This is a genomic window from Streptomyces sp. CBMA152, assembly GCF_014596475.1.
Taxonomy (GTDB): Bacteria; Actinomycetota; Actinomycetes; order Streptomycetales; family Streptomycetaceae; genus Streptomyces.
Genome location: NZ_MECJ01000009.1, coordinates 105,375 through 122,940, shown reverse-complemented (window position 1 = coordinate 122,940; position 17,566 = coordinate 105,375). Strand labels below are relative to the sequence as shown.

The following is a 17,566-nucleotide window of genomic DNA, read 5'->3' as shown; positions in this document are numbered from 1 at the left end:
GCTGGGTTCGGGGTCGGTCCGGTGCTCCACGAGAGGCATGGGCGTGGGCGGGGGTGTCGGCTCGGGGCCGGGGGTGACATCGGCCGAGCCGAGTTGGGGGGCGAGTAACGGGCGTGCGCTGGTGGGCAGTTGATGTACGGGCTCACCGAGCGCGGGCTGCTCGGGCATGTCCCGCCCCGGGCGAGGGGCAAGGGCGGGGGAGGCTTCGGGCGTCGCGGTGCGCTGGACGTCCGTCCTCGCGGGAACCTGTGGAGGGATGGCCGCCACCCTGCGTAGTCGCATCGCCGGGCGCGGCGCGACGGTCAGGTCGGGGCTGACCAGGCGCGTACGGGCCGCTGCGCCCTCGCCGCTACGCGGCGCGGGCGGAGAAGGCGGCGAGGGTGTGCCGGAGGCCACGCTGGGAGGCACGGGCGCGCGGCCCTCACGTTGAATGGCGGCTCGGCGCAGCGGGGCTGAGAGGACAGGACGGAGCCGGCGCCGGGGGAGTACGAGGGCGTCGGGGCCGGGTTGGTGCGGACGCACGACCTGCGCGCTCGCACCGCCTGGTGTGTCGCCCTGGCGCGAGGGTGCGCCGGTTGGCGGGCTGTCCTGGCGTGAGGGTGAGTGCCGGCTGTCCCTGCGTGGGCGCGCGCCCTTTGTCTCGCTGTCCGGGCGCGGGCGCGAGCCGTCCGCCGGGCCTTCGCTGCCTGCGGGTGCGGCGTCGCCGCCGACCGCCTCCCGTGGGCGCGTGGGACTCGCGGGACTCGTGCTGGTGCCTCGGTGCTGAAGCACCGTGTTCGCGGCTCGCGCCGTGCGGCGTACAGGTATGACGCCGGAGGGTTCGGGTTCGGCGTCGGGCTCGCTCTGCCGTTGGACCGGGCGTAACAGGAGCGGTCCGCCGGCGGACATCGTGCTGCGGGCGGTCGACGGGCGGGCGACCCCGTGGATCAGGCCCACGGGGGCGTCGGGCAGGACCGCGTGTCCGAGGTCCGTGGCGAGGGAGGGGTTCTGCCACGCGGCGAGTTGCGACCGGAACCGCAGCCCGTCGCTGACGCCGAGTGCCGAGCGGGCGATCGTGACCGTCGGCGGGGCGACGTGTCGCCAGCCGCCGTCCCAGTCACCGGGCTCCCAGGACGGCTCCGGGGCCCGGGCAGGTGCCGGGGCGGGCCGGGCCGGGGCGACCTCCTGGACCGGCCGCTCCGCGTCGCGGCGGAACCTGTCCCACAACCCCATCCGATCAACCACCTTCGTTCGCACGGGTATTGATCCGCGCTATCTCCCGCACCCACTGCTGACGTTCGGCGTGGGTGAGGTCGAGGATGTCCTCACGCTGCCAATGGAAGTGATAGGCCACGTACGCGATCTCCTCCCGCAGGCGGGGGAGTGCGTACGTCATGATTCCCCCAGGCGCCCGCCCGAGAGGTCCACCTCGAACGAGCCGCTGCACAGCGGGCAGGTCACCGCGGCGTGCGTGTGGCCCTCGCTGTTGATGCGCCGGTAGAAGTCCTGGAGGAACGCGACGTCCGTGGCGTACATCCCCTCCACGATCCCGGCGTGCACATCCTTGATGTCGCCGAGCCGGGTGATGACCTGGCTCAGCAGCACCACGCTCAGATAGGCCGGGTTCTCCTTGACCCGCAGGTCGATCTGCGGCCGCAGCTCGTCACGCGCGGTGGCCAGGCGCATCGAGCCGTGCCGGTGCACGTTGCCGTCCTCGTCGACGTAGCCGCGCGGCAGTTCGAACTCGAACGAGGTGCCCAGGTTCTGACGGCCCGACGCGGAGGGCGGCGCCGACGCGGGAGCCCGTACCGCCTCCTGCCCCGGGTCCGACGTGTCCAGGAACTCTTCCGAGCTGCCCGGCGAGACGGTGCGACGCCTCATTCGACCTCGATCTCCTCGAACACGATCGTCACGGTCTCGGCGGCCGCCGAGGATTCACCGGCCTTGAGCGCGGGGCCTTCCCACTTGCTCACCCAGCCGTTCTTGAGGTTGACGCGCCGTACGGTGTTCTTCTCGCTGTCCTTGTACTCGATGGTGATGTTCTGGCGTGCGGAGTTGACGGCGCCCTTGTTCAGGGTCTCCTTGATCCACTTGGTGAACTCGCTGCTCTTGTCGAGTCCCCGGGTGATCGTGATCTCGCCGGCCTTCCTCGCCCCGGGCTGCTTGCGGATGATCTGCTCGCCCCGGCTGGTGTTCTGCTTGACCTCGACCACGTCCTCCTCGACGGAGATTCCGCTGACCTCCTGGATCAACTCCACCAGAAATCCGCCCAGTTGCACGCCGAAGACGTGCGTAGTGAGAGCGTCACCATTTGCCATGAGTGTGGATCACCTTTCATCGGGTACGGCCGGTCGGGTGCGGGGCTACGGGGCCCCTGCGGCTCACTCGTCGACGAGACTGGTGCTGTCGGAGAACTGCGACAGACGGAAGATGACGAACTCGGCGGGCTTGACGGGGGCGACCCCGATCTCGCAGATGACCTGGCCGAGGTCGATCGACTCCTGCGGGTTGTTGTCGCGGTCGCACTTCACGTAGAAGGCCTCGGCCGCGCTCTGGCCGAAGAGCGAGCCGCGCCGCCACTCCTCGGTGAGGAACGCGCCGATGTTGCGCCGGATGCTCGCCCAGAGCCGGTCGTCGTTGGGCTCGAAGACGACCCACTGCGTTCCCAACAGGATGGACTCCTCAAGGTAGTTGAAGAGCCTGCGGACGTTCAGATAGCGCCAGGCCGGGTCGGAGGAGAGGGTGCGTGCGCCCCAGATCCGGATGCCACGTCCGGGAAAGGCCCGGATGCAGTTGACGCCGATCGGGTTGAGGAGGTCCTGCTCGCCCTTGCTGAGCCGCAGGTCCAAATCGACCGCGCCCCGGATGACCTCGTTGGCGGGTGCCTTGTGCACACCGCGCTCGGCGTCGCTGCGCGCCCACACGCCTGCCACGTGACCGCTCGGCGGCACGGTGGTGTTCCGGCCGGTCGCCGGATCGAACACGCTGATCCAGGGGTAGTACAGGGCGGCGTAGCGGGAGTCGTACCCCGCCTCGGCGCTGCGCCAGGTGCGCACCTGCTGGGCGTTGAGGCCGGGCGGGGCGTCCAGGACGGCGACCCGGTCACCCATCTGCTCGCAGTGCGAGATCACCGCGAGCTGCACGGTCCTGAGGCTCTCGGCGTCGATGTCGCCGCGCTCGTGGGCGCTCATCAGGTCCGGAACGACGACCATCGTGATCTCGTCGATGGCCTCCAGGCCGGAGAACCCGGTACGGGCCGTCGCGTCACCGACGTACTCGGCGGGGTCGAGGCGGGCGACGCGGGTGGACGAGGAGGTCGTGACGGGGGCCGGGGCGGCGGGAAGCGCGACGGTCTGGTTCTGCGGGCGGTTCTGCGGCGCCCCCCGCTGCTCGGTGACCGTGATGAGCTTCGACTCGCGCAACTGCGTGAGGACGTAGCCCTTGACGGTCTTGCGCACGGAGAGGTCGTAGCTCTCGGCGACCTTGTCGCCCTGGCGCACCAGCAGTTTGAAGCGGTCCTCGGGCGGGTTCTCCCCGTCGGTGTCGGCGATCTCGACCGACAGGCCGGAGCCGGTCCCGGGCAGCGCGGCGAAGAGGAAGCCGCCGAGCGCTACGGGATCGGGCGCCGCCTCGACGGCCTGCGGGCCGCGGCCGGGGGCGGCGCCATCGGTGGGCTGTCCGACGCGGACGATGTAGGCGGCGCCGCCGCCGTTGGCGAAGTAGCCGTAGACCGAGTGCGCGAGGTAGGTGTGCGCGGTGAAGCCGCCGAACGTCTGGGCGTACTGGTCCCAGTTGGTCACCAGGGTCGGCTCGTGGAAGGGGCCGGTCTCCGCGAAGCCGACGAAGGCAGCGACCGCGGTGCCGACTCCTTCGATCGGCCTCGCACCGGACTGCACCTCTTCCACGTACACGCCCGGGGTGAGGTACGAAGGCATGCTCGCTCCTAACACGTCGGCGGTCACTTGAGTCACTTCCAAGTCTCGAAGGCGGCGCCGCCGCGGGACAGGCCTCGAAGTCCCGGGCCGGGGGCAGAGTCACTGCCTTTTGCGGGTACGTCCTCGGGCCGCTGGGACGGCGTCGCGCGTGGTCGGCTTCCCCGCAGCCCCGCGTACCGCGGCGACGGGCGGCCCCGCGGGGCACCTTCGGCTGGCCCCGAGGTGCAGCGACGCGCGGGCGGGGGCAGCGTCGATGGCCCTACGGACGAGGTGGCTCCCGCTGGGCCTCGTCGAGCCAGGGGCCGAACTCGCTCTCCAGGACGAGCCGTCCGAGCTTGCGGTACTCGTGCAGGACGGCCGTCACGACCTGCGCCATGCCGAGCGGGCGGCCCGACTCCGCCGCGAGATACGCCGCGGTCACCGCACAGGCACGGATAGAGCCCCCGGCCAGCTCGAAGCGCTCCGCGCAGAAGTCGAGGTCGATCCCCTCGTCGCGCGGCAGCTCGGCGCCGAGGCAGCGGTCCCACAGTGCGCGGCGCTGGCGCGCGTCGGGCATCGGGAACTCCACGATGACGTCCAGGCGCCGTGTGAACGCCTCGTCGAGGTTGGCGCGCAGATTCGTGGTGAGTACGGCGATGCCGTCGAACGACTCCATGCGTTGGAGCAGATAGGCCGGCCCCACATTGGCATGCCGGTCGTCCGCGTCCTTGACCTGCGACCGCTTGCCGAAGATCGCGTCCGCCTCGTCGAAGAGCAGTACCCCGTTGGCCTCGGACGCCTCGACGAAGATGCGCTCCAGGTTCTTCTCGGTCTCACCGATGTACTTGTCCACGATGGTCGACAGGTCGACGACGTACAGCTCCATGCCGAGGTCGGCGGCGATGACCTCGGCCGACATGGTCTTGCCCGTGCCCGACTCGCCGGCGAACAGGGCGATCACGCCACGGCCGCGTCCCCCGCCCGGCCGCATCCGCCACTGCCCGAGCACCTGCTCCCGGTGCCGGGCGCGCAGGGCGAGCTGACCGAGGTGGTGGCGCGTGGCCGGGGGGAGTACGAGGTCGTCCCAGCCCACCGTGGGCTCGATGCGTCGGGTCAGGCGCTCAAGACCGGCGCCGTTCTGCGCCCGGACGGCGTCCCGCAGGTCGGCCGCCGTCACGGTGCGGCCCGCGAGGGCGGCGACCCGGGTGGCGACGGCGGCCGCTCTGCGCACCTGGCCGGAGTCGAGGCGGTAGGCGGCGAGCGCCCCGAGGAGTTCGTCGACAGGCGCGGGGTGCGCGGCCCCGATGGTCTCGGCCGCCTCGGTCAGCGCCCGCCGCCACTGGCGGGCGCCTTGTTCCGGTGACGGCGGGGCCACGGTGATCCGCACCGGGCTCTCCGACGCCCACAGCGGGTCCCAGCCCCTGCGGCCGTAGGTGATGAGCGGGATGCCGTGGGCCGCCGCGCACAACTCGCGCAGCAACACGGCTCGTTCGGGACGCTCGGGTTCGAGGGCTTCGAGCGGGCCGAGCACGATGCCGCCACCGCTCAGCCTGGCCTCGGTGGCCACGAGACGCGCCAGGTGGCCGGGAGGGACGGGGGCCGGGGCCGTGGCGGCGGTCTGCGCAAGGAGCGCGTGGACGTCGAGGACCAGTGGACGGCGCCCTGCGGCCAGCAGCGAGTCGACCGCGAGGCGCCCGGCGTCGCCGCCCCGGTCCAGCAGGTGGACCAGGCCGCTGCCGGTGCGGGCGGCGGCCGCCACGCGGTGACTGTCGTCGCCGAAGGGCCCGTCGAGGTGCGCCGTACGACCGCGCTGGGTGTCGAGCACCCCGAGCAGCCGCTCGTCCGGCTCCTCGTTCCCGAGCAGGTGTGCCGTCACCCGGTCCGGCACCCTCAACACCCGGGAGAGCTGGGGGCGTTCCGGTTCGCCGATGTCGACGAGACCGCCCGCGACCAGCGGTGCCCACCGCGCGAGACGGAAGCGCCCCGCGCTCGCGGCCGGCAGTCCGCACAGCTCAAGGGCCAGGCCGACGGTGGGCCTGCGCCGGCTGAGGTCGTCGTTGAGGTAGCCGTACAGCCGCTCGAACCGCGCGTCGAGGTCGGGCGCCATGGCCACGAGCAGCAACTCCACGTCGAGGGGCGACAGGGCGAACGCGGTGGCCAGTTCGTGCAGGACGGATCCGGGCGAGGGGGCGGCGAAGTCGCCGGTGACGGAGCCCGACGCGGGGGAGTCGTCGAGGATCCGCTCCACCGCCTCGGGCGTGAGGTACTGCCCACGGTAGGGATCGTCGGGGTCGGGGTCGACGGCGCGGCGCGCGGCCACCGCCTGGCGCACCCGCTGCTCGATGAGCCGCAGCCGCACCCAGGGGTCGTCGTCGAACCCGCCGGGCTCCTCGCCGTGCAGCACATGGAGGGCCTGGTTCATTCCTGGCGTCCTCCACGACGGCGCCGCGCGGGCGTGGGCCTGCGCTCGCGGGGCGCCGAGAACCCGTCAGGCCCTGGGTCGCGTATGCCCTCGTAGCGCAACTGCCGCCTCGATACGTCGTCGTCGGTCCCCGCCGACGAGGCGACGGACTTCACGATCAGGCCCTCGGTGACGGGCGGCCCCGCCGGTGTGCGCTCACCGGCCAGCGGCGCGACGACCGTCAGACTGATCGACGCCTTGAGCTCACCGCCGAGCGCCGACCACACGTCGTGGGCCGACGGACCGTCCGGGCCACCCGCCACGAACAGGGGGATGGCGAGGCCGAGGTCGACGAGGGAGCCGGTGAACACCCTTTTGGGCAGCGTCTCGTGCGCGATCAGATACCGCAACACCTGCGAAAGCAGCCGATGTTCGTCCTGCGGGCGGTTGGTCCAGGCCGTGACCAGGTAGGTCAGCTCGAACCAGCGCGGCGGCGTGTGCCATGCGACGACCAGTCCGTCGGCGTCGTACTCCTCGGCCGTGCCGGAGCGACGCCGCGCGGCGTCCTCCTGGATGCCGAACAGGAAGACGCTGACCGTCGGGGCGTTGCGGCGCGCGGACCAGTCCCTGGTCGGCGCGTCGAAGACGAGGTCCACCCCCGCGTCCTCCAGGCCCGACTCGGCGAGCAACTGGCGCAGCCCCTCGTCGACTTCGTGGATCATCGGCGCTCCACCTCGTCCGGCGGCTGCACACTGCCGCTCACCACGAGGAACGTCGTCGTGACCGGGCTGAAACCCGGACCGTCGGCGGTGATGACACGTGGCCCTGTCTGGTCCTTGGCGAGGATCAGGAGCTGGCCGATGAACGTCCCGTCCGGGCCGGGGAGCGTCGGCGCGGCGGCCGCCGTGATACCCGGCCGCCAGGTGAAGGTGACGGGCGCGCCGGGCGGGAAGTCCTTGCCGCGCACCGAGGTCACGAATCCGGGCCGTCCGATGGGCGGCACGGCCACGATGCGCGGCTGGAGGATGCGCAGCGGCGTACGGGCGAAGTTGTCGTGGGGGTTCGCGTCGGTGCCGGTCGTGGTGAGCGTCCCGGTGACCTGGGTGCGCTGGGCCTGCTTCGGGCTGAGGACGACGCGTACGACGGCGGAGGCGCCTTGCGGCAGGTCGGGGAGCGCGCAGTCCAGGGCGGCGTCGCATCCGGCCGGTGGCGCCCCGTGGGGGATGCCGGCAGGCAGGCCGAGTGTGAGACGCAGGCCGGTGGCCAGGGCGTTGCGGCCGTTGCGGACCGTGTACGTGATGACGACGTGGCCGCCGACGTACCCCGGGTTCGGCTGCGCGGTGACGCTCACACCGGGGCCCGCTGCGGGCGGGGGTGGGGGAGGAGGCGGGGGCGGAGGTGTTGGCGGGGTCGTGGGAGGCGTTGGCGTAGTCGTCGGCGGTGACGTGACGGGGGTGACGGGCACGATGGTCTCGGCGGCGTTGTCCGTCGGGTCGGGGTCGAGGACGGCGCCGTTGACGGACCAGCCGATGCGCTGGTCACCGGTGCTCACGCCGGTCACCTTCACGGTGACGGGCACGCTCGTGCCGGGCGCGATGACGCCCAGGTCGCACTGGAGGGAACCGGCGGGGCATTGCCCCGTGGGGGTGGTCAGACCATCGACGCGCAGGCCCGGGGGCGGTGCCGCGGTGAACACCGTGCCGGGGGAGGCCGCGGGGCCCTTGTCGACGACGGTGACGGTGATCGAGGTGGATGAACCGACGGTGCGGGAGGGCGACTTGGCGGGTGCGCGCACCGCCAGGTCGACGGACTGCTGGATACTCGGCTCCTTCTGGCGCCCGGGCAGCGTCTTGGTGAGCCAGAGGACGTCTCCGGTGGCCAGGTCCAGGGATTTGAGGGCCTCCGGCTTGTTAGGCGGGAGCCCTCTGCGGGAGCTGAACACCAGTGTCCCGCCGTCGGCGGACCAGGCCACGTCGCGCGGCTGGAACGGCCCGGTCGCGGAGGTGTCGGGCAGCGGCTGACGGCAGGCGTCCGGGTTGCCGCCGAGGCCGGTCGGCTCGACGACCTTGCAGTCGGCGCCGGTGACGGACGCGACGAGCAGGCCGTCGCGCTCGTTGACGCGGCCGCCGCCGTCCTTGCGGTTGAAGGCGAGGGTACGGCCGTCGGGTGAGAACGCCGGGCTGTCGTCGATCACGTCGCAGGCGCCGGGGCAGATCGTGGCGCTGAAGTCCTTCTGCCGGTCCAGCGCGTTGGCCGGCACGGTCCAGATGTGCTTGTTGCCGCCGCCCCCGTTGATCACCTCATTGCGGGTGAACGCGATCGTGGTGCCGTCCGAGGACCAGGTGGGCTGTGCGTCGCCGCCGGCTCCCTGACCTGGTGGAGGCGTGATCTCGTGGACGATCGTCCCGGTCGCCACGTCGGCGACCAGGATGCGGCCGGGCCCCGAGGCGCTGCCGACCCCGCCGGGCGATGTCCTGGTGAACGCGAGGAACCTGCCGTCCGGTGAGAAGGTCGGGTCGGTGTCCCAGTCCTTGGGGCCGCGCCCGGCGAGCGGCATCGGCGCGGCGTGCGATCCGTCGGCGTCGGCGAGCCAGATCCGCTCGATCCTGCCGTTCTGTGAGTCCTCGAAACGCGTCAGGACGATCCGCCGCCCGTCCGGCGTGTAGTTCTGCCGCTCGTCCCAAGGGTCGTACCCGGCGGCGGGGTTGAAGAGGGGATCGGCCACCGGGTCGGTGTTCGTGTCGGCCGCCGGGTCCTCCTTGAGGATGGTCAGGCCCAGGTCCCGCGGGTCCGAGCCGTCCTGGCGTGCGTCCTGGAGCGTCGCGATGTGCACCGCCGGTGCGGAGGTGCGCGCGACGATCACCTTGCCGCCGTTCATGGGGCCGAGCCAGGTGGGTGAGTCGACCGCGCGGTTCTCGCTGAGGATCAGCTGGGGCGCGTCCGTCGTGTGCGCCTGCGTCCGGTAGACGTGGTCCCAGTCGCCCTCGCAGCCACAGGTGCGGTCGGGGCTGAGGAAGAGCAGGCCGTTGCCGTCGGGCAGCCAACTGGCGCTGCGGGTACGCCAGGGGGCCGCTTCGCCGGCGAGCAGCGGACCGTCGGTGCCCTTGCCGTCGGTGACGCGCAGGCTCGGCTTCTGCTGCCCGCTCGCGGTGAACGTGTAGGCGACGAGGTCACGGTGGGCTGGGTCGTCCACCGGGTTCCACATCGGCTCGGTCGACTCTCCGGCCTGGGCGCCGGTGAGGAGAGTGGCCGCGCCGCCGTCCAGTGCCCGCGTGCAGATCTGCAGGCCGCGCAGGGGGTCGGAGTCGCACGCGTACGCGAGGCGGGTGCCGTCGGGCGAGACGGTGGGCGACACCTCGTCGACGGGGGAGTCGGTGAGCCTGCGCAGCCCGGTGCCGTCGGTGCGCACCAGCCACAGGTCCCGCTGCGGTCGGCCTCCGGGGCCGCCGGGCTCGGCCGAGTCGAACACCACCGATGTCCCGTCCGGGGTGAGGCGTGGATGCGCGGCGTCGCGCCCGGTCGTCAGCTTGCGTACGGCGCCGGTCGCATCGCGCAGGTAGACCTGCGGTTTCACGTCGTCGCGCAGGCTGGTGAAGACCGTCATATCGCCGTGCGCGGCGGGCTGTTGGTCGAAATGGGCGGGTCCGGCGCCGAGGAGTGGTGTGCTCGACGTGGTCGTGCTGACCTCGCCGAGGCTGCGGTGCTCCGTACCGGCGTACGCGATCCGCCCGGCGCCCGACGCGGCCGCGCGACCCGGGTCGGCCTCGGCCCGGCCCCCGAGGCCCTGTCCGACCGCGATGCTCACCGCGAGCAGCGGTCCGAGCAGCAGGACGGCGGCACCGATTCTGCCGAGCTGGTGCCGCCCGGTGGGGCCAGCGGTGCCGATCACGGTCCACCTCGCAGTCTGGGAACGGTCTTCGGGCACCACCCTCACGGCCGGACGGGGCCGGGGACAGGCCGCAGGGGCCTGTCCCGGGGGAAGAGTTCCTGCGCCTTCGGGCAAGAGCGAGCGGCCCGCCGGTGCGCCTGCTATATGAGCCCGTGCCGCATCGCGTACCCGACCGCGTGGGCGCGGTTGCGCACCTGAAGACGGGTGGTGACCTCGTGCAGGACGTTCTTCACCGTGCGTTCCGAGTACGACGTCTTCTGCGCGATCTCGGCGGTGTCGAGGCCGTCCGCGACGAGTTTGAGCATGTCGGCCTCTCGCGCCGTGAGGGTGGACTGGGCGAGCCCGCGCGGGCCAAGGGCGGCGCCCTGCAGGCCACCCAGGTGGTCGAGGAGCTTGCCGAGCAGGTCACCGGGGAGCATCCCCTCCCCGTTCGCGAGGGTGTTGATCAGGTGCAGGAGCCGGTCCTGGTCGGCCTCCGCCCGCCGCAGCACCCCGGCGACCCCGCACTCCACGACGGTCTGCAGCCCTGTCAGGCCGAAGGTGCCGACGACGAGCCCGGTGCGGGTGGCGGTGTTGCGGCGCAGCTGGCGCAGCAGTTGGACGGCATCGTCGTCCACGGTGTCCACCACGACGAGCGAGGCCTGGGCCCGGTCGGCCTCGGCGTCCGTGAGCAGCTCCACCTCGGGCCGCTGGCGCAGCTGCTGGACGACGCCGGTGTGCAGGATCAGGTCCTCCGCGTACACGGACACGGAGGTGCGGCGAGGTGTGGTGTGGGGGACGGAGGGCACTGTCGCCCTCAGGTCGGGCGATCTGTGGAGTTGCGCCGGGACCATGACCGAGCGCTGCTCGTCGTGTAATGCCATTGATGCGTACTCGTTTCTGGAGATCCTGCAGTCCTGACCTGCGCGAGCAGGCCGTCCGCACGGGGCCGGCACGGGGCCTGGTGTGGTGGCGTGCGTCGTGCGGGTGGTGAGCCGTGCAGAGGGGGCAGCGCCGGGATGCACGATGGGGGCACCCTGACTGCCCGTCCGTTGCCCTCCTGTCTCTCGCGCTACGGACGGCACGGGATTTAGGTTCACCGCGTGACCGCATCTGCATCTGCCGAAATCGAAATCCCGCCGGTGACGGTGACGCCCGGCGGTGAGGCGACCACGACCCTGACCGTCCGCAACGACAGCGACATCGTCGAGGCCTACGCCCTCGACATCGTCGGTGACTGCGCCGCGTGGAGCACCGTCGAACCGGCCAGGGTCTCGCTGTACCCGGGCACGTCCGAGTCGGTGACGGTACATCTCGCCCCGCCCCGCTCGCCCGACGTCCGCGCGGGGGACATCCCGCTCGGCGTGCGCGTACTGCCCGTGGAGCACCCGGAGTTGGTGCGGGTCCCGGAGACGACCGTCCATGTCGAGGCGTTCCGGGAGCTGCAGCACGAACTCCAGCCACGGCGCCGACGCGGCTGGCTCGGCGCCCGCTACCGGATCGCCGTGCGCAACCAGGGAAACACCGCCACGGACGTCACCATCACCGGACAACAGGCGGGCGAGGAACTGCGGTTCGGCCTCACGCCGAGCCGGCCCCACCTGGAGCCGGGAGAGTCCACCGAGGTTCGCCTGCGGGTGCGGACCGGCAAGGTGATCTGGTTCGGCAAGCCCGTCACCTGGCCGTTCCAGCTCGCTGTGGCGCACGCCGAGGAGAGCGACCCGGACGGGAGGGGGCAGGGGCGGCCGCCGAGCGAGCGGGCCGTCGCCGGTCAACGCCCGCCACTGGAGGGTGAGTTCGTTCAGCTCTCGGTCTTCCCGAAGTGGCTGCTCGCCGTGCTCGCCGCGCTCCTGGCGTTGTTGCTCGCGTGGTTCGCACTGGTGCGGCCCGCCGTACGGAGCACCGCCAAGCAGGCCGCCAACGAGGCTGTCAGGACACCGGGCCCGAGCCCCAGCGGTACCCAGCAGGGCGGTGCGCCCGGTACCGGTACCGGAGCCGGCGGTCAGGACAAGCCCGCGGGCGGCGGTGCGACGGGGGCGGGCAGCGGCGGCAGCGGATCGGGCTCGGCGCCCGGCGCAGTCAACGGCGTCGGCCAGCAGAGCTCGGCGACCATCGACGTCCAGACGGACGGTGGCGCGACGAAGACGGGGGGCTACCGGGTACCGGCCGGAAAGACCTTCGGCATCACGGACATCGTCGTGGCCAACTTCCAGGGCGACGAAGGGGTGTTGATCATCACCTTCGGAGACCGCAAGATCACCACGATAGCTCTGGAGACCTTCCGCAACCAGGACTACCACTGGGTGACACCTATCGAGATTCCCGAGAACGCCACGGTGACCGCGAAGGTGACGTGCGCGAAGCCCGGCACGCCGGCCACCGGGAAACAGGCATCCGGATGCGATGAGGTGTTGAACGTGAGCGGGGTCCTGAGCGACGTCAAACGATGAGACGGATGCTTTCCGGGGGATGACGGCCAGACCGGCGTTTTCCCCTGACCACGACGGTGCGGTGCGTTCACGGAACCTCGTTCCGTGAACGCACCGCACCGTCGTGCTCAGCCCTGGATCAGAATCGTCAGCACGAGGCGGTTCTCCCCGCTCTGTGGGGTGAACCTGGTCGCCCAGCCCCACTGCTCGTGGAAGCTCTGCATGCTCTGGGCGGGACCGTACATCTGGAAGAACCACTGAGGGTCACCTGAGCTCAGGGTCTCCAGCTCCTCGTGCCGTGCGAAGTTCTCCATCGTGACGTGGTCGCGTCCGCTCTTGGCCACGACGCCGGCGAGATGGAAGTCCAGGCTGCCGGAGGTGGAGTCGGCGCGCAGCGCCTTGATCATGAAGACGTCCCCGACGCCGGCCTTCGCCGTGAATTCGTTGACCTTGAACTTCTCGTACGCGGCCTGGAGCTGGGGCAGTTGTGCGGGGTTGTCGCGGTACGCCATGACCTGCTGGACCATCTCGCTGATGACGGCCGCCAGCAGCGGCAGCTGGTCCCGGTCGCGTATGACCACGTTCCTGGCGTTCTCGTAGCGGGTCCGGATGGCGTTGGCCGCGGCCGAGCCCGCCATTTCGCCGATGACCTTGAAGATGGCTTCGAAGTAGAGGTCCTCACCGGTGAAGTGCGGCGCGGGCTTCGCGGTGACCTCCGTCGCCATCTCGTTGCAGCGCTGGGAGAGCCGCACTTCCAGACCGCGCTGCGGCGCCTGGCCGCGTCCGGGGTTCTGCACCACGGGTTCGACCTGCCACAGCGTCAGGTGCTGGTCCATCACCTTGATGTTGAGGAACCGCCTGGTGCGCCGCAGCGTCAGAAAGCCCTCCGCCTGGTCGAGACGCACCTTGCCGCGCAGTTGGGCGTTGGCCTGCTCGATCCGCTCGGACGTGGCGAAGAAGGTCTTGGCCTGGCGGCCGTCGGTGATGTCCTCCACCGCCAGGTCCATCTTGTCGGCCAGGCGCAGCGGTACCGGCCCGTTGTACACGACGTTGAGGCTGCCGTCGGCCGCCACGTAGCTGTCGGCCTGCCGGGGCCCGGTGTGCGGGTCCTGGACGGTGCGGGGACGGGCCTCCTGGCTGGGGAAGAAGTCAGGGGCGGCGGGGCCGGGCTGCCCCTGGTTGTTGAGGGTGCCCATGTGCGGGTAGTTGGCGTCGCCGGGGTTGACGACGACGAAGCGCTGCACCGGGTTCGCGGCCGTCGTCCGCGCCGGCCTCGTGTCGTGCGCGGCGTGGCCGTGGGGTGCGCCGTCGTGTTCGTGTCCCTCGTGCGAGGCGTCGGCGGTGGCCGGGAGGGGGCGGGCGAGGGCGCGGCGGGCGTTGTCCTCGGCGGCCCGCTCGAAACGGTCCCGGGGGTCGCTGACGTGCAGCCCGTTGCCGTGGTCGGTGCCCGCGACGGGACCCTGACGCTGCTGGATCACATGGGTCAACTCGTGGGCGAGGGTGTGCCGGTCGCCGCCTCCGTCACCGATGACCACGTGGTTGCCCGAGGTGTACGCGCGTGCTCCCAGCTCCTGCGCCGAGCGCCGGGCGTCGGCGCCCGTGTGCACCCGTACGTCCGTGAAGTCCGCGCCGAGGCGGGCCTCCATATCGTTGAGCACGGTCCCGTCGAGCGGCTTGCCCGAGCTCCCGAGGACCTTGGGGACCGTGGAGGGTGGCACCGCGCCCCGGTCGTAGCTGTCCTGCGGGGGCCGGGCGCGCCGTTGCAGCGCGCGCACCACGGCGGCGTTCCCGGCGGAGCGCTGCAGGTCGAGCAGGGCGGCCGGGGACAGCAGCCCGGAGGGTGGGCGCTCGGTCTCGTGCTCCGCGCGCTGGACGGGCGGCTCCCGCCGTGGCGTCTTGGCGGTCGGGCCCTGTACCTGATGTACGACGCGCACGGGGCGCCTCCCTGCGTGATCCCGTCGACGGTGAAACCGATCTCTCCATAGTGCCGGTGCGTGTGAGGCCGGACCAGAGTCACCAGGTGCAGTCCGGCGTCCCCGTCGGGCAACACGGTTGCCTTCAGCGGTCGGTGGCGCTGTGGTGACACAGGGGTGCGTGAGCGGGTGAGGGAGACGACGGCTGAAACCCCGCAATGCCGCCGTGACGGGTCACACGACGCCCCGGCGAGGCGGCGGCCTGACGCGGATCCTGGCGATTCGCACCTGCCGTCACTCTGAGCGTGGGGCCTCCAGTCGGCCGACCCACTGGGCCGCTCGCTCCATCTGAGCCCGCATCAGCGTGACCGGTCCGCCTCGCCCTGGGCGATCGACTGCGTCAGACGTTCCAGGCGCGTGGCGAAGGCGGTGGCCTCATCCGAGGGCCATGTCGCCATCTCCTCCGCGACGAAGGACTCCATTGCCTCGCGCAACGTGGTGACCGCTCTTTCGCCTTCGGCGGTGAGGGCCAGTCTGGTGGCGCGGGCGTCGGTGGGGTCGGGGTGGCGGGTGATCAGTCCGGCTTCCTGCAGTCTGGTCGCGTAGCGGGTGGTGACGGTGCGGTCCATTCCGATGGTCTCGGCGAGCTGGGTGGCGGTGGCGGGTCCCGTGCGGGCGAGTCCGGAGAGTACGGGGTAGGTCGTGGCGTCCACACCTTCCACTCCGGAGGTCAGTCGGCCGTAGAGCCCGGCGCGGGTGGCGCGCAGGGTCAGTGCCCCGATGGCTGCGGCTACGCGGGCGGCGGAGGTGCTGTCACGTGTCGTTTTACTCACCCTCCGATGGTACGTGCAGAAAGCACGGAGTCCTGCTAACGTAATCAGCGTGCAGAAAGCACGTACATCAAGCACGCAAAGGACAGTCATGACGCAGTCGTCTACGCACCAGCACCAGCCCGCCGTACGCCCGGAAGATGTCCTGCCCGAGGGCGTCGACTCGACCGCGATGGGCGGGCTGACCGTCCGCAAGGGTTCGGTGGCCGCATTCGTCGCCAACGCCCTTCGACTGGAGGACCTCACCGAGGGCACTCCCGAATACGCCGCCCTCGTCGCCCAGATGCGAGAACTCGCTCCCGCCCTGCGCGCCATCGGCCTCAACGACGTCTTCCAGCCCCGCTCCCCGGCAGTGGAGCGGATCCTCGCCGAAGCCGCGTAACGCAGCGCGCACAACTGGCCGTCCGGGGAAGCGAACACTGCGCACTGGGCGGGCGTCGAATCGTCGACCAGCGGCGCGCTGATCGGTGGCGGCCCGGTCATCACGGCTTTTCCTCCGGGGCTGTCCAGCCGGGCTTGGCCTCACATGGCCTGCGATCGCTCTGACGCCGCCCCGCCCCGGAGGAGGTCACGGTCAGCTCCGCCGGTCGAGGCATGTGAAACCGGGTGATGCCCGAACTCCCCGCTGCTGCACAGTGCGTCGGTGTCTGTCTCATGTGACGGCGCTTGAAGCGGCAAGCGGGGAACTCGCAATGGGACACGAGTGAGAGGAAGTGGTTGCCATGTTCGACGTGCTCATCGCCGGGGCCGGCCCGGTGGGGCTCTGGCTCGCCGCGGAGTTGCGCCTGCACGGGGTGGAGGTGGCCGTCGTGGAACGCCGGGCGGCGCCGGACGGACGGTCGCGCGCGGTCGGCATGCAGGCCGGCACGCTGGACACCTTCGCCACCCGCGGCCTCGCGCAACGGTTCATCGAACGCGGTACGCCGGTGCCGACCGGCCACTTCGGGGCGGCGACCACCCGGTTGGACTTCTCCACCGTCGGGGCGGTCCACCCCTTCATGCTGGCGCTCGGTCAGTCCGTCACCGAGCAACTCTTGGAAGAGCACGCGGTCGCCGTGGGCGCCCTGGTGCTGCGCGGGCAGGAGGTCGTCTCGCTCACCCAGGGGCCGGATGCCGTCGAGGTGGTGATCCGGGCCGACGGCACCCACCGGACGGTGCGGGCCCGCTGGGTGGTGGGCTGCGACGGCACCCGCAGCGCCGTACGACAGGCCGTCGGCATCGACTTCCCCGGTCAGGACACCACACTGACCGGGTGGCTCGCCGACGTAGAACTCGACGATCCGCCCACCGCGCCGCTCGCCGCCACCGGGCCGGCCGGTTCGTTCCTGGCGGCCCCGATCGGCGACGGCGTCCACCGATTGGCGGGGCTCTCCACAGCCACCATGCACCGCGGGACCGGCGAACCGCTGACGCTGGAGGAGGTGCGCGAGCAGACCCGCACGCTGCTGGGACGGGACCTCGGTATCCGCAACCCCCGGTGGCTGTCGCGTTACGGCAACGCCACCCGCCAGGCCGCGCGGTACCGGGCCGGACGGGTGCTGGTGGCTGGGGACGCGGCGCACATGTTCTTCCCGGCCGGTGGGCAGGGCATGAACCTCGGCATCCAGGACACCACCAACCTGGGCTGGAAGCTGGCTGCCACCCTCCAGGGCCGGGCGCCCGATGGACTACTCGACACCTACGACACGGAGCGTCGACCGGCCGCCCGCGCCGTCATCGACAACACCCGCGCGCAGCTCGCCCTGTTCGCCGCGGCGAGCCCGGAGCAGATCGCCCTGCGCGGGGTCTGGTCCGCCGCGCTCGCCGAACCGCAGACCAACCGCCAGTGGGCCCGCCGGATCGCCGGCTTCGACGCCCCGATCCCCGCCGACACCACACCCGGCGCGCACCCGCTGAACGGCACCCGACTGGCCGGCCTCGCCCTGGACACGGCCGACGCACCCACTGCCCACCCGTTGATGCACCATGGCCGACCACTACTGCTGGACCTCGGCGGGACCCGGACACCGTGCCGCACCGATGGCCTGGAGCAACGGGCAGGAACCGTCAACACCAAGGCGGCGCAGCCGATCTGGCGGAACGTCACCTCCGTCCTCATCCGGCCGGACGCCCGGATCGCCTGGGCCAGCACCGACACCGACCCGCAGCGCCGGGCCGCAGACTGCCTCACCACTCTGCGCACCCTGTGCCGCTGAACGCGGCTCGACGAGCCCACCCGCCGACTCCGCTCGG

Annotated in this window: 13 protein-coding genes; 3 read left to right on the top strand and 10 right to left on the bottom strand. The window is 71.7% G+C overall.

Going from position 1 to position 17,566, the window contains the following annotated elements:
* Window positions 1-1,216: 1,216 nt before the first annotated feature.
* The 8 genes from BG418_RS08635 to BG418_RS08600 form a co-directional block, all read right to left on the bottom strand.
* A complete protein-coding gene (locus BG418_RS08635; RefSeq protein ID WP_188273132.1) occupies window positions 1,217-1,375 on the bottom strand; it encodes a DUF6760 family protein in 159 nt (52 codons plus the stop codon).
* A complete protein-coding gene (locus BG418_RS08630) occupies window positions 1,372-1,860 on the bottom strand; it encodes a hypothetical protein (RefSeq protein ID WP_188273131.1) in 489 nt (162 codons plus the stop codon). Before BG418_RS08630 ends, BG418_RS08635 begins: the two co-directional genes overlap by 4 nt.
* On the bottom strand, window positions 1,857-2,297 hold the full coding sequence (locus BG418_RS08625; protein ID WP_188273130.1) for a phage tail protein: 441 nt from the start codon (window positions 2,295-2,297) through the stop codon (window positions 1,857-1,859). Before BG418_RS08625 ends, BG418_RS08630 begins: the two co-directional genes overlap by 4 nt.
* A 63-nt stretch (window positions 2,298-2,360) precedes the next feature.
* Complete coding sequence (locus BG418_RS08620; RefSeq protein ID WP_188273129.1) at window positions 2,361-3,914, bottom strand: phage tail sheath family protein; 1,554 nt, start codon at window positions 3,912-3,914, stop codon at window positions 2,361-2,363.
* 259 nt (window positions 3,915-4,173) lie between these two features.
* Window positions 4,174-6,315, bottom strand: a complete 2,142-nt coding sequence (locus tag BG418_RS08615; RefSeq protein WP_188273128.1) for an ATP-binding protein — start codon at window positions 6,313-6,315, stop codon at window positions 4,174-4,176.
* The gene (locus tag BG418_RS08610) at window positions 6,312-7,016 is read right to left on the bottom strand and encodes a DUF4255 domain-containing protein (protein WP_188273127.1); all 705 of its coding nucleotides are present in this window, start codon (window positions 7,014-7,016) and stop codon (window positions 6,312-6,314) included. Before BG418_RS08610 ends, BG418_RS08615 begins: the two co-directional genes overlap by 4 nt.
* Window positions 7,013-10,183: a DUF11 domain-containing protein gene (locus BG418_RS08605; protein ID WP_188273126.1), complete on the bottom strand. Its 3,171-nt coding sequence runs from the start codon at window positions 10,181-10,183 to the stop codon at window positions 7,013-7,015. Before BG418_RS08605 ends, BG418_RS08610 begins: the two co-directional genes overlap by 4 nt.
* Window positions 10,184-10,323: 140 nt before the next feature.
* Window positions 10,324-11,046 carry a LuxR C-terminal-related transcriptional regulator gene (locus BG418_RS08600; RefSeq protein WP_188273125.1) on the bottom strand — a complete coding sequence of 241 codons (723 nt, stop codon included), beginning with the start codon at window positions 11,044-11,046 and terminating at the stop codon, window positions 10,324-10,326.
* Window positions 11,047-11,265: 219 nt separating this feature from the next.
* Here BG418_RS08600 and BG418_RS08595 point away from each other — a divergent pair, with 219 nt between their 5' ends.
* Window positions 11,266-12,612 (top strand): hydrolytic protein, encoded by a 1,347-nt coding sequence (locus tag BG418_RS08595; protein WP_317453569.1) that lies wholly within the window; start codon window positions 11,266-11,268, stop codon window positions 12,610-12,612.
* 107 nt (window positions 12,613-12,719) lie between these two features.
* Here BG418_RS08595 and BG418_RS40805 read toward each other — a convergent pair whose 3' ends face one another.
* Both BG418_RS40805 and BG418_RS08585 read right to left on the bottom strand, forming a co-directional pair.
* Window positions 12,720-14,525: a DUF4157 domain-containing protein gene (locus tag BG418_RS40805; RefSeq protein WP_317453568.1), complete on the bottom strand. Its 1,806-nt coding sequence runs from the start codon at window positions 14,523-14,525 to the stop codon at window positions 12,720-12,722.
* A 338-nt stretch (window positions 14,526-14,863) separates the two neighbouring features.
* A complete protein-coding gene (locus tag BG418_RS08585; protein ID WP_317453567.1) occupies window positions 14,864-15,337 on the bottom strand; it encodes a MarR family winged helix-turn-helix transcriptional regulator in 474 nt (157 codons plus the stop codon).
* An 88-nt stretch (window positions 15,338-15,425) separates the two neighbouring features.
* Here BG418_RS08585 and BG418_RS08580 point away from each other — a divergent pair, with 88 nt between their 5' ends.
* Both BG418_RS08580 and BG418_RS08575 read left to right on the top strand, forming a co-directional pair.
* Window positions 15,426-15,716, top strand: a complete 291-nt coding sequence (locus BG418_RS08580) for a hypothetical protein (protein WP_188273123.1) — start codon at window positions 15,426-15,428, stop codon at window positions 15,714-15,716.
* Window positions 15,717-16,056: 340 nt separating this feature from the next.
* Window positions 16,057-17,529: an FAD-dependent monooxygenase gene (locus tag BG418_RS08575; RefSeq protein ID WP_188273122.1), complete on the top strand. Its 1,473-nt coding sequence runs from the start codon at window positions 16,057-16,059 to the stop codon at window positions 17,527-17,529.
* The last annotated feature ends 37 nt before the right edge of the window (window positions 17,530-17,566 follow it).